The sequence below is a fragment of the Leptothoe sp. EHU-05/26/07-4 genome (assembly GCF_043421015.1).
Taxonomy (GTDB): Bacteria; Cyanobacteriota; Cyanobacteriia; order Phormidesmidales; family Phormidesmidaceae; genus Leptothoe; species Leptothoe turfae.
The window spans coordinates 198,226-211,267 of sequence record NZ_JAXSQV010000005.1 but is presented as its reverse complement, the minus strand read 5'-3'; the positions used below and the strand labels follow the sequence as shown (position 1 = coordinate 211,267).

11 protein-coding genes are annotated in these 13,042 nt (G+C 48.8%); 4 read left to right on the top strand and 7 right to left on the bottom strand.

The genetic code is table 11. The features are described from left to right. Positions 1-10: 10 nt before the first annotated feature. Positions 11-436, bottom strand: coding sequence for a hypothetical protein (locus U2F10_RS19480; protein ID WP_163662905.1), 426 nt, complete (start codon positions 434-436; stop codon positions 11-13). A gap of 711 nt (positions 437-1,147) precedes the next feature. On the opposite strand from U2F10_RS19480, the gene U2F10_RS19475 reads away from it, so the two are divergent. Beyond that, complete coding sequence (locus tag U2F10_RS19475) at positions 1,148-3,112, top strand: cation:proton antiporter (RefSeq protein WP_499873088.1); 1,965 nt, start codon at positions 1,148-1,150, stop codon at positions 3,110-3,112. Between the two features lie 158 nt (positions 3,113-3,270). Then, entirely contained in the window at positions 3,271-4,539 is a 1,269-nt protein-coding gene (locus tag U2F10_RS19470) for an energy transducer TonB (protein WP_163662910.1), read from the top strand. Positions 4,540-4,553: 14 nt separating this feature from the next. On the opposite strand, the gene U2F10_RS19465 is transcribed toward U2F10_RS19470, so the two are convergent. The 4 genes from U2F10_RS19465 to sfsA all read right to left on the bottom strand — a co-directional run bounded on the left by U2F10_RS19465 (position 4,554) and on the right by sfsA (position 8,822). Continuing rightward, positions 4,554-5,279, bottom strand: coding sequence for a PHP domain-containing protein (locus tag U2F10_RS19465; RefSeq protein WP_163662913.1), 726 nt, complete (start codon positions 5,277-5,279; stop codon positions 4,554-4,556). A gap of 288 nt (positions 5,280-5,567) precedes the next feature. Next, positions 5,568-5,768 (bottom strand): DUF2811 domain-containing protein, encoded by a 201-nt coding sequence (locus tag U2F10_RS19460; protein ID WP_006516492.1) that lies wholly within the window; start codon positions 5,766-5,768, stop codon positions 5,568-5,570. A gap of 569 nt (positions 5,769-6,337) precedes the next feature. Continuing rightward, entirely contained in the window at positions 6,338-7,942 is a 1,605-nt protein-coding gene (locus U2F10_RS19455) for a DUF6399 domain-containing protein (protein ID WP_499870936.1), read from the bottom strand. A 163-nt stretch (positions 7,943-8,105) separates the two neighbouring features. Continuing rightward, positions 8,106-8,822 carry a DNA/RNA nuclease SfsA gene (gene sfsA / locus U2F10_RS19450; RefSeq protein ID WP_163697137.1) on the bottom strand — a complete coding sequence of 239 codons (717 nt, stop codon included), beginning with the start codon at positions 8,820-8,822 and terminating at the stop codon, positions 8,106-8,108. 395 nt (positions 8,823-9,217) lie between these two features. Here sfsA and murJ point away from each other — a divergent pair, with 395 nt between their 5' ends. Beyond that, positions 9,218-10,822 carry a murein biosynthesis integral membrane protein MurJ gene (gene murJ / locus U2F10_RS19445; RefSeq protein ID WP_163662918.1) on the top strand — a complete coding sequence of 535 codons (1,605 nt, stop codon included), beginning with the start codon at positions 9,218-9,220 and terminating at the stop codon, positions 10,820-10,822. A gap of 33 nt (positions 10,823-10,855) precedes the next feature. Here murJ and U2F10_RS19440 read toward each other — a convergent pair whose 3' ends face one another. Beyond that, the gene (locus tag U2F10_RS19440; RefSeq protein ID WP_163662921.1) at positions 10,856-11,293 is read right to left on the bottom strand and encodes a hypothetical protein; all 438 of its coding nucleotides are present in this window, start codon (positions 11,291-11,293) and stop codon (positions 10,856-10,858) included. A 193-nt stretch (positions 11,294-11,486) separates the two neighbouring features. After that, complete coding sequence (locus tag U2F10_RS19435; protein WP_163662924.1) at positions 11,487-11,939, bottom strand: hypothetical protein; 453 nt, start codon at positions 11,937-11,939, stop codon at positions 11,487-11,489. Between the two features lie 371 nt (positions 11,940-12,310). Between U2F10_RS19435 and U2F10_RS19430 the strand changes: the two genes are divergently transcribed. Then, positions 12,311-13,027, top strand: coding sequence for a hypothetical protein (locus U2F10_RS19430; RefSeq protein ID WP_499873087.1), 717 nt, complete (start codon positions 12,311-12,313; stop codon positions 13,025-13,027). Positions 13,028-13,042 lie beyond the last annotated feature (15 nt).

The following is a 13,042-nucleotide window of genomic DNA, read 5'->3' as shown; positions in this document are numbered from 1 at the left end:
CCGGCTACCATCAACGGCGCGATGTCAAAATGGCACCGCCCGCTAAACCGGCTAGTAATACAGCCAAAATCCTAAATGATGTGGACAGGAGCAGCCAAAATCCTGAGATAGCCAGCAATATAGCTATGATTACCAGCAACCCTAGCCAACTAGATGCAGGTAACTGGCTATATTGCTTCCATTGATGACCTGTCCAACGCCATAGGCGACGATATGGATGGGCTCCTGATAGCTGTTCTAGACCGAAGCCACCATCTCGAATCACATAGATTTGCTGACAGCGATCGCAACCAAACGCTTCAGTCAGAGTGATCTCCTTAATCGTGCCTCGATGACGGCAGGTCGGGCAGGGGTAAACCTCGCTCAAATCTATCTTTTGAACTAGCTTTTGGGAGCGCAGGGCTCGATCCTTAAAAAACTGGCGATAGCGCAACACTAGTGTGAAAAGAAGGGGCGTTAAGAACTGGAGTTAATGCGAGACCTTTGTCTATAAATGCACCTAAGCCAAGCCTTGTGGCACCTAAGCCAAGCCTTGTGGCACCTAAGCCAAGCCTTGTGAGCTTCATTCTAACCAGCTCAAGAACCTTAGGCATTGCAGCGGTCGACTACATTCTTCCTATTCCCAAAATAGCCACTACTTTCAGGAATGCGACTGATTGTTAAGATCGATTTTAGAGTTGATACAGGTTGTAATTTTATTTACGATCAATACTATCTATTGAAAAAAAAATCTTACAGCTTTCTCCATAAACTTACCGTTTTCAAAAAACTCCCATTAAGATATATGCGTGGGTAGCAATTTTTAGCAACGAATTCCCGTAGATTGTCTACAGTTTTCGTATGCTAAAAGTTGCTACCCAACATGGCATTCGACCTTGGTATGTTACCGGCGGTCGGATTGTCGTATCTCCTTATAACTCCTGTGATTTGGGTGGCCTTGGTCCACCCTTTTTTTTGGCCAGTAACGCTTATACACTGGGAGGTCAGCTATATTCTGACCGTTTCCCTCACACGTTAGATGTTAGATTAAGGATTTGAATGCTTTTCTGGGCTGATACAAGCTATCACCGTTACTCCATCAGCCTACCCATAGTGACATTTTATTATTTAGGCCCCATCCATGAGGCCCCCCTTTTAAATCTAGCCAATGGCAACCCCGTTTGATATCACTCTGCAAATTGTATTAGCGGTCCTAGCTGGTATCACAGCCCAGGTTGTCGCTGAATATTTGCGGTTACCGAGCATTATTTTTCTACTCAGTTTCGGGGTGCTTTTAGGGCCTGACACATTGCAGATCATTGACCCTAAGGTGCTGGGGTCAGGGTTAGAAGTTATTGTCTCTCTGTGTGTTGCGCTGATTTTATTTGAGGGTGGCCTCAATTTAGAACTCAAAGAACTGGGCCAGGTATCTGGCAGTCTACGTAATTTAATTACCATCGGTACGTTTATTACCTTGCTGGGGGGTGGCATGGCAGCCCACTGGTTTGGTGAATTCCCCTGGCCCCTGGCTTTTTTGTATGGTTCGCTGGTGGTGGTTACGGGGCCAACGGTAATCACCCCTTTGCTACGTCAGGTGCAGGTGGAGAAAAAAGTTGCCACTATCTTAGAAGGCGAGGGCGTACTGATTGATCCGGTGGGGGCCATTTTAGCCGTCGTCGTCCTTGATATTTTGCTCAACGGTGACACCGATGTGGGGTTCATTGTGGGTGGATTGGCCCAGCGGCTCAGTATTGGTGCTGTCATTGGCGGTGTGGGCGGTGCTTTGCTAGGGCAGTTTCTCAAACGCGCCGATTTTTTGTCAGAAGAATTGCGTAACCTGGTGGTGCTGGCTAGCGTATGGGGTCTGTTTGGACTGGCCCAAGAAGTGCGCAGCGAATCTGGATTAATGGCCGCCGTCACCGCTGGTCTAGTCTTACGGGCGTTATCGGTGCCAGATGAACGGCTATTACGCAGATTTAAGGGCCAGCTAACCGTCTTTTCTGTTTCGGTTTTATTTATTTTGCTGGCCGCAGACCTGTCCATTGACAGTGTGTTTGCTTTAGGTGTGGGCTCAGTATTCACAGTTTTGGCACTGATGCTGTTGGTACGCCCCCTCAATATTTATGCCTGTACCCTCAATAGTGATCTCAACTGGCGGCAAAAGATTTTCCTCAGTTGGATTGCCCCCCGCGGCATCGTATCGGCCTCAGTTGCTTCCTTGTTTGCAATTTTGCTCACCGATCGGGGCATCAACGGTGGTGATTCCATTAAAGCCTTGGTATTTCTGACCATCATCATGACTGTCTTTATCCAAGGACTGACGGCCCGTAGTGTGGCAAAATTTCTAGGCATTACCCAAGCCGATGCCACTGGTGTGGTGATCGTAGGGTGTAACCCTGTGGGTCGTTTGGTCGGGCGATTATTTAACCAGCAGGGGGAATCAGTCGTCATGTTTGATACCGATGAAGAGGCGTGCGAGCTGGCTAAACAAGATGGCCTCCGGGTTTATTTGAGCAGTGCTTTGGACGCCGAACTGCTGGATGAAGCAGGGCTCAGTTCCATTGGTACCTTTTTAGCCCTAACGACCAATGGAGAAGTGAATTCGGTGGTGGCCGAAAGAGCCGCTGAAGAATTTCAGCCCCCCCGTGTTTTGGCGGTATTGCCCCGCAGCGACAAGGAAACGGAACCAAAAGCCAATGGCAAAGGGAGTAAGGTTAGGCCGACACCCCTTGCCATCAAAACCTGGAATACATATTTAAAAGATGACGCCGCTGAATTAAAAACCACCCAACTGCAAAATGAGGATTTTGAAAAACAGCGCGAGCAACTGAACAAATTGATTACCAGTGGTGATTTGCTGCCTATTACCGTGCAGCGCAATGGCAAGCTAGATGTGGTTTTAGGGCAAGGGACCTGGCAACCAGGGGATACGGTTACCTACCTAATGCACGATCCGACGCCCCAACTCCTGAGACGCTTATCTGGCGGTAAACGTACCGGACGTTTGGTGACGGATACCCTGCCCCCCTCTGCAGCACCTGCGCCTTCTCTAGATCAGCAGTCTAGTGCCACCAACGTGGCTGATGCTGGGGAAACGCAGGATAAACCTTCAGGCAGCGTGCAAACACCATAAGAGCGATCGCAACTGGCCACCCATGCCACACTTTTTCCCTAAATTGTCTATGCTGATCCCAGTATTCAGACCCAGTGCAGATCTATTAGATTCCTGACTTTTTCTTACTGATTAGCCAAGTGCCCCATTGCACTTGGGAATAGTGCTCTCAACGTGCCATGTCTAACTCTCCTGAGCTATCTCCCCAGCGCCCATCTTTGGTCAAAACCACTCTGCGTAAACTCAAGGAACTCGTCACCAGTCCCTACGGTGTGGCTGCGATTGCCTCCCTGAGCTTCCATGGTGTGCTGTTTGCGGCTATGCCTCGTTTTTCCTCAGCATCCTTCGCCGCCTTTAGTGAAGAAGAGGTGGCAGATGCACCTCGCACTGTCCCTCTGGTAACCCTATCTCCGGCGGAGCAGGGCCGACTGCCTGATTTCAATCGTTCACGACTACCGGCCATTCCTGATATTAATTCGCGCCCTTCCATCAATAACTTGCCCAATGCAAGTTCCCTTAACCGTTCTAATATTTTTACGCGGCCAAATATTTTTAATCGCTCCAGCAGCAATCGCACAACGAATCCATCCCTCAGCTCACCCAATACCCTGAGGCGCAACCGCCCTTTCCAGAATCCCTACATTCCACGGCCCAATATTTCCATTCGAGATACGCCTACACAATCGGGTCAAAGTCGCGATCGCAAAACGACGACGATTACCATTCCAGCACCACCGCCCAGTGTGGTGCCCGAGATCGATACAGACCAGGACACGTTAGCGAGAGAACTCGAACTGGAACAACAGCAAGCTGAACAGGCCGCAGCGGAGCAAACTGAAGCCAATGAAGGACTGCCTGAGCTGCCTGAACAGTCTGACCAGGAAGCAACATCTGAGGATACCGAGAATACAGAGGTAGCGGCTAATCCAGAAGCCACAGACGAGCCCACACAACTGGAGCGGCTACAGGCGAAGTTTAATTATGATGCTGAAAGCACCACTCCAGAAGAAATAGCAGACAATTACGAAGCATGGGAAGCGCAAACTGACAGCGCTATGGATGGAGCTGTGGAAACCGCAGAAATCGGAGAACTAAACCTTGATGCCAGTTTTAACCTGTGTGCTCAAAATCCTCCCACCAATGGCGAAGTGGGTATTTTAGTAGCTCCAGACGGCACCCCCAGCAATCCGAAAGTCTTACGTAGCACAGGCTACGACTACCTTAACCAGGTAGCCATAGACACCCTGATGAATAGCGAATTTCCGGCTACGGAACAAGCCACTCGCTATCCCTTTGAGCTCATCGTCAACTACGACGCTGAGGCTTGCAAAAGTGCCGAAGAACTCTTAGAAATCGTACGAAACAGCGAACCAGATTCTACCGCACCAGATAATAGTCCTAACGAACCACCAGATAGTAACGAGCAGAGTCCTGGGGCAACGGAATAATAGAACCGCGATGCTTAAACTCGACGCGTCAGTGTCATCCCATGACTATCCGTGCCACAGGTACTAAGCAGATCATAGGTATCTGCCAGCTCTTGCACACGTTCTGTTTTTTTGGGTGTCGGTCGCCATTCAGGCGGGTGGTCGTAGGCATAATACGTTTCCACACCATCAATGCCCAAGGCGGCGGCAGCTGGAATCAGCTCTTCAGGGGGGCGGCGGTATCGCACTGGATGGGCCAAAACAGCAACCCCTCCAGCCGCTTGAATTGCCCGGATGACGACTGCGGCATCCCGGTCATTCCCGCTGGGAGATCCCCCTTGCAAATAATGCTTGAAGGCTGCATGTTCTGGATTAAACGCATAGCCCAGAATATGGACATCCACATCCAGCAAGCTAGATGTAATTTCAACACCACACCAAAGCCTGGGTAGTTTTGCCTGATGACTGGCCGACCAAGTTGACGGGTGCTTCCAACGCCAATTTTCCAACCATTGACAGGCTTGTTTATAGCCTTGAATCGTATGGTGGTCCGTAATGGAAAATCCCTTAAGTTGAAGACTAATAGCTTGCTCCATCAGCTCACCAGGACTAAGCTTCCCATCGGAGCAATGGGTATGCATATGAAAGTTGTAGTGATGGGGACAACTGTGGTGAGTAATCTGCTGAAAAACCTGTTGTAATTCTTGGGCAGATTGGCTAGTCAAAGGACGCGAACTGGGGTAGGCAGAGGGCTCAGCCATGGATAGAGCTAAAAACTATTGCATGATACTAATATACCCAAAACTCTTAGGCCATAAGGGCTGAAGAGCCTTCTACTCCGAGAATTATCATTCCAGAAGAGTGCAGCTAGATCGTCTAATACCTCTGAATTCGAGTTGTTGACATCGATCAACCTATTTCCCTTTATCAGGAAGGTAAATGCGATAAAACACCTCACTGACAAAGGAAAATAGCTCTATTGTTTGTTAATCGTTGGAGTTAGACAACTCTCTTAAATCAGTAGGCCCCATTCACCCAAATACCCCTTCTTAGGCAGCGTAATTGAACAGAGTATCTAGATAAACTTTGGACGTTCGACGATCGCTGTCACCGTTTTGCAGAAGGAATAACGACAGCGCTGCCGAAAATACCCGATCTTGATCCCATGCAGGATGATTCTCCAAATAGCCCTTTAAGGATTCATGGAGTTCTTCAGGAATCTCCGCCAGGATACTAACAGTAATTTTCATGGATGGGAAAACCTCAATAGTTGCAGCACGTCCGTCCTGAGAATGCACGGAATGTAACTGCAGGAGGGCAGCAAGAAATCATCAATCCCATTGAAAACACTGTGAACGTCAAAATCGCATGTCGTTGGGACCGTGATAACCCGGTGGTGGTCAAATAATTTTGCTAATGGCGAGAGGCATTGTCAACGTCAATATGATTGAGCATCTCACAATCACTATTTTTAAAAGAACGAAGTCAATAGGGTTTTCAGCTTTTTTCTTAACATTACTTTGTCTTAAATCGACTCTTTCTCATAATTATTAGATTCACGTTGCTATCCCCAGAACTGGAGCTACAGGTTTATCTTTCGTTCTAACCTGTGGAAAACTTGTGGAAAACCCCTGCCTACCTGTGGAAAACTTGTGGATTCTGTGGGGAAAAGTTTGCCAAAAGATAAGAATCAATTTCTTTGCAAAAAGGTAGCCATTGCCACGGAAAATTCGTATCAAAAAGCACATAACATCTACGCACAATCTCTAAAAAAGTTCATATGCATTCCATTTGCGGCATATTTAAATGGGGTAACAACTTAAGCCGGGAAAAGTTCTGCGTGTAACGGTTGTATCTGATGTGCTTTATATGACCGTCTAGGCATTGGCAGCTCATCAATCGTACTGAGAATCCATTCAAATAGGTCCGGAAAAGGCTGTCTAAAGAGTCGTTGTGCGGCGGTGGTGCCATCGGGTCGTTTCAGGTCGAAATTGTGAATAATGGTAAGCACCTTCAACGACTGATGAGAAAAGCCTCGGTTGACATGATGGCGCTGCGACAAATAGCCATTGCGCCCTTCGACAGCAGAGGAGGTGCGTTGATACTTTGCACACATCCACTGACACCACTGCACCCAGTGTTGGTGTTGAGGGGCATCCATCTGTAGGGTCATCGTCTGGGCCATGAGCTGATCATAGGCATCGCTAGCGGCCTGTTGATAGCGAGATTTGAGGTGAGGCTGTCGAGTTTTATCAGCTTGTTGTAACCAGTAGACCCAGGGCAACAAGGCTGTCAGTACCCAATTTTGGAGGTCAACCTCCTGAGTTTCAGTGGCTAAGGCCTGGATCACCCACTGCCACCAGGCATGAATCCCCGTGGCAAAATGGGGGATCTGAGCTTGAAAGGTGGCAATCGCTTTTTGAGCCGTATCGCCCCCATAGAGACAAGTCAACTTGCTCAAGGTGCTCAAGGGAACGGTCAGTTGTGTGGTTAAGCCGTCGAAGAATTGCCATTGGGCCGTGTCGAGCGTGAAGGGATGGACCGCTTGGCTAATGTCTGCCAAGGCCTGATGGTAAATGTGTTGATCTTGTTCAAGCTGTTGGTGTTGGTGAGAGAGGGACTCTAGCTGCGAAGACAAGACCTGTTGCTTGGCCTTGTCTGTTGTTTGGCCTAATTGGTGGTGAAGGGTGTCTACTTGTTTTTCAAGCTGAGCGAGTTGACGTCCCAGAGCACTGCCGATAGGACGTCCGAGCGCCCGCATCGCATGGAATAGATCCGCCACACTGGCTGTTCCCAGACCGCAGAGCGCTAGTTTGACCAAGGCACGAGCTCCATCACTGACCATAAAGTGACACTGCCATTGGGTCTGATGCCACCAGGTCTCAGTCTGTTTGAGCCAAGTGTCATAACGGCGGTTCTCACATTCCACTTCTGTAAAAATGAACCCACTGGCTAACTCCACCAGCACCAGAATCGGCAGGCCAAAAAAGGTTTCATCCCCTCCGAGACAGATGCCAGGTTTGTTGACCGGTTGGCACTGCTCGGCTTGCGCCGTTTCGTAGGCCATTATGGCCTCATAGAGACGGTGTTTGAGTTGACGTAGCGCACTCGCAGAACTCCCCACATGGGTATCGAGGTGAACGGCTTTGAAGAACTCCGATAGGCTCTCGGCTCCTACCCCGTGCTTAATGCCAAAGTGATAGATCACCCCCACCACCAGACGTAATAGCCAGGCAGTCCCAGCCGCAGTTTCCCACAAACCTGATTCCGGATGCTGGTTGCGACGTGCAATGGCCTGATGATGACGATGCACACTACTTTTGCTGATGCCAAGGGTGGTTGCTATCGACTCTATCCCTTGCTTTGCATTCGTTTTGATACAATCGGCGACTTTTTGACTGCGCTCTCGTATAGTAAGAGACATCGTTCCCAACTTTACTTTGCATGGGTACGATACATGGCTCTGAGCATTGCTGCAGAGCTCTTTTTCTGGTCTTTGACTGAGGTGTTTATTTATACACACCTGAAAGCTGTATTTATTTCCCGCCTTAAAGAGTTACCCTTTAAATGTTTTGAAATGTTTTGCGCTATAGCACTAGTTCAGCCAATCCGATGTAGTCGATACCGGTTGGAGAAATATCAAATCGGCATGGTAATACCTCCACACCTGCTGCGATCGCATCCCTCAACAGCTGACCATAGTCAGGGTCTGCACTATCACCAGGGGCAAACTGATCACAGTCGCCTCGGTTGATGAAGTACAGCATCACTGCTCGGGATTCCGGCAATAGTGCGGTGAGTTCTCGTAGGTGTTTTTGCCCTCGGGTAGTCACTGTGTCGGGAAACAGGCAAAGCTGCCCCTGAGCCCAGGTGGAGTTTTTGACTTCGATGTATATCGGTCGGTCGTCAGTGGTGAGTAAAAAATCAATTCGACTTTTGGTGCCGTAGGGGACTTCCCGCTTAACCGTGTCGTAAGCACCCAGTTGGTCAAAAATGCGTTCGTTAAGGGCCGTTTGAATCACACGATTCGGTAACGCCGTATTCACGCCCGCCCAAACAGGCCCATTGTCATTGACCTCCGCTAGCTCCCAGGTGTAAGCAAGCTTGCGTTTGGGATTATCACTCTGGGACACCATGACCCGACCATTGACGTGACAAACCCCCGTCATCGGGCCTGTGTTGGGGCAATGGGCCGTCACAATGTCTCCTGACGCCAGTTCAATATCGGCCATAAACCGCTTATAGCGCTTGATTAGCCTGCCTTCTAATAGGGGGGGAAAGGTATGGACCTGGATGGGACTCATCAGAAATAAGGTTCAACAACAAATAATAGATGAGTTCAGTGTAGGGGGGTAAACCACCCTAAAGACCGCCCAGGTCGCTTTTTCGAAAATTTAGGCCCCCAGAGCCTCTATCGAATTTCTGCTGTTCAACGGTCAGCCCCCGTAAAATTACGTATTGAACTGTGGTGCAAAACTTGTTAATCTCTAATTCCTGTGAAATTCTTGGAATGCAAACTGGCAGAAGGGCAGGGTGGTTTTTGTCTTCACTACAGTTTTGTTCTTTAGTACAGATTTAATTATCTTTTATACAGGGCTTGAAACGTAGTCGTCATAAAATTGGGTCAGCCATTGTCACTGATCAATTTGTACTTGGCTCCACAACACGCCATAGTTGAGTATTCAGTGTTGAGGGTCCAGTGACAAAACGTTCTTTAGCTGGTATTGCCGGCATTGTTGCGATCGCAACATTAATTAGCAAAGTCTTTGGCTTAGTCAGAACCCAGGCCATTGCTGCCACATTTGCTGTCGGACCCGTGGCCGATGCCTATGGTCTAGCCTACGCTATCCCTGGTTTTTTATTGGTGTTGTTGGGGGGCATTAATGGCCCCTTCCACAGCGCTATTGTGCGAGGCGTCGCTAATCGTAAAAAGAGTGAAATCGCTCCGCTGGTAGAAACCATTACAACCTTAGTCGGGATCGGCCTGTTGTTTGTCACCCTGGCCATTGTTATCTTTGCCCCATCCATTATTGGCATATTGGGGAATCGGCTGAGCGAAAACGTAGAGGCGGGTGCCATCACCCGAGATATTGCCATTTTGCAGCTCCGCATTATGGCCCCCATGGCCATGTTTGCCGGACTCATCGGCATTGGTTTTGGCACCCTGAATGCGGCTGATCACTATTGGCTACCGTCCATTAGTCCCCTGTTTTCTAGCAGTGCCGTGATTGTCTCTTTGGGGGTTGTTTTGTTCACCCTGGGGGACAAAATTTCGGAACCTGGCTATGCCCTCGTGGGCGGTGCGGCCCTGGCCATCGGCACGCTGGTCGGCGCAGTGCTCCAGTGGTTAGTCCAGGTACCGGTGCTCTGGAAACAGGGCCTGGGCCGACTGCGGCTGCGATTTAATACCCAGGATCCAGCCGTTAAAGATGTGCTCAATGTCCTGGGACCAGCTACCTTTTCATCGGGCATGATGCAGATCAATGTACAGGTGGATCTGTTTTTTGCGGCGGCTTTACCCGGTACCATTGCGGCGCTAGACTACGCCAATCTCCTGGTGCAAACTCCCCTAGGGATTATTTCCAATGTTATTTTGGTGCCCTTTTTACCGATTTTTGCCCGGTTAGCGGACCCCATTCACTGGGATGAACTAAAACAACGCATCCGTCAGGGATTATTGCTGACAGCATTGACCATGCTGCCCTTAAGTGCCCTGTTCATCACCTTAGCCTTACCCATGGTGCGGGTGGTGTATGAGCGGGGGGCTTTTGATAAAAACGCGTCCCAATTGGTCACATCAGTACTCATTGCCTACGGTGTCGGCATGTTTGTCTATCTGGGGCGAGATGTTTTGGTGCGGGTGTTCTATGCCCTCGGCGATGGCGATACACCCTTTCGCATCAGTCTGTTCAACATTGGGCTGAATGCTCTACTGGACTTTATTTTAATTAGCCGATACGGAGCCCCCGGCTTGGTGTTAGCCACCGTAGGCGTCAACTTAGTATCCATGGTGGCACTGTTGATACTGCTATCTCGCAAAATCAACGGGCTGCCCTGGCTTGAGTGGGCTCAGCCCTTAGGTTTGCTGCTGCTCAGCAGTGGTGTGTCAGGGGCTGCTGCCTGGTTAAGTCGCTTGGGTTTAGAAACCTGGCTGGGTACTGAAGGTTTTCTCGTAAATTTAGTGGTCTTATGTGTAGCTGGAGCAGTCAGTTTAGGGATATTTGCTGCTGCCGCTATGCTTCTAGGGATACCTGAAGCAAAACTGCTGTTTGATCAATTGAAGGCCAAACTACTGCGACGATAAAATCTTAGATTAACCAGCTAACCAATTCACTAACTAACAATTAGGGCAATTCCGTAACTCTTCAAGCTTGCTAGGATCTTTTAGGACCAGGGTGCGGCCCCTAACGGTGTAGTTTTCCCCAACATAGCCTGTGCGGTCAAAGAGGATCTGGTGAATATGCTGATCTAATTTAACGGGGTCCTGGATGCGATCGCGATAGTACTCTTTGATGTCGTATTCAATGCCCAAACTACCCATTAAATTATGGAGTTCGGTTTCCTCGCCACCTAAGAGTGCAGAGCGTGCCGCTGGATTTTGCCACACTTTCAGGAGGATGGTGTAAGGAACCCCGCCTAAGGTCACCACCCCGGTTGTAAATAACACAACCCATGTACCGACAGCCATGAGCGTACCGACGGCTCCCGCAACAATCACCTTGCCCATGGTTTTATTGGACTTTTGGCGAGCCTGGACAGACCGAAGTGAGTACATGACGGGAAACAGGAAAGTAATGTGGAATGTACTTAACCTAGCGAGTCGTTCGAAAAAGCACTAAGTACCCGTAGGTGAATTTATGAAACTTTTATAAAAAGGTAATTTTCGGCTAATCCTCCAGGATTTTCCTCAGATTAAGTCACCTTGATATGGATTGCTGCATAATTATCCCTGAATCTAACCCTGGAATCTAACATTCGGGACATTCATACAATTCTTCAACCATGTCATAGCTTTTCGGTATGAGCTTGCCTCTCACCACCACATAGTTCTCACCCACGTAACGGGTCCGGTCGTAGAGGATTTGATGAATATGCTGGTCTAACTCCACCGGGTCTTTAATACGCTTGCTGTAGTACCTCTTGATTTCGGCTTCAATGCCCATGTTATCCATCAGGTCATGTAATGCGTACGAATCTCTGCGCAACAGAGCAGCGCGGGTGGCTGGAGTTCGCCACACTTTTATCAATATCGAGTAGGGAACCCCACCCAAGGTAACCACCCCGGTGGTGAACAGGGTCACCCATGTGCCCATCGCTAAAAGTGCAAGCAAAATTAGTCTTGCGATCGCTTTGCCCTTACTACGTGGCTTGGATGGTTGCTGCGATGGTTGGCCCGTCTGAACAGATGGCTGTGACGACATAGGATTATTAAACAGGGGACAAAAGTATCCTTAAGCTAACGAGCCCTCAGAAAGAGTACGGGTGATTTTGATTGATTTCATTAAACCTTTATGACAGATAATTCTTTTTGCCCGATTAACCACAAATTTTGCCAAATGAGGAACCTTGTGGGTGACGTTGCCTATAACTTCGCCTGACTACGCATCGTTACGTAGTACCACACACTCTACGGTATGCATTCATTAGCCTCATTGCCTATTCACAAATAGATCAGGCTAAATTCAAACAGACACAGCAAAGTTCTCACTCAGCAGAACTTTGCTAATCCCGTTGGCTAGGCCACCCGTTAACTACACCAATGGGAGTAACGCAATCACCTGAGTTCCACGCCATGATGCATTCCCAACTGGTTTCTATTCACGAATTAAAGACGGACGACCGTGCAGCCATGTATCGTCTGCTCAAGCACCATTTTAGCGGTGTGACACCAGACATATTTTCGATGGATTTGGCCCATAAAAATTGGGTTTTATTGATCAAAGACACCATGGAGCAATTAAAAGGATTTTCCACCCTACGACTTTACGATGTGATCGTAAATGGGGAGCCTTTAAGTGTTGTTTATTCTGGGGACACGATTGTTGATCCTACGGCCTGGAGTAGTGCCACCTTACCCCGAGCCTGGATTCAGGCTATCAATCAGCTGCGTCACCCTGACAAACGTCTTTTTTGGTTACTGATTTCATCCGGCTTTCGCACCTACCGCCTCCTACCCACATTCTGGAAAACATTTTATCCTCGCTATGATCAGCCCACACCAGAACCCATGCAGCAGTTAATGGACAATCTCGCTCGACAACAATTTGGCAACACCTATGACCCAGTATCTGGGATTGTACGGTTTACACAGCCCCAAAAGCTCTCTCCTATTCTGGGAACCGTGCCACCAGAACGGCGCTCAGATCCCCATATCCAGTTTTTTGAGCAAGCCAATCCAGATAATAGTCAAGGGGATGAGTTAGTGTGCCTGACAGAAATCTGCGTTGAAAACCTGACGGCTGCTGGTCGCCGCATGTGGTTTAGTCGCAATCACACATTAGTGGCCTAGCTGTTTAGTGGCCTA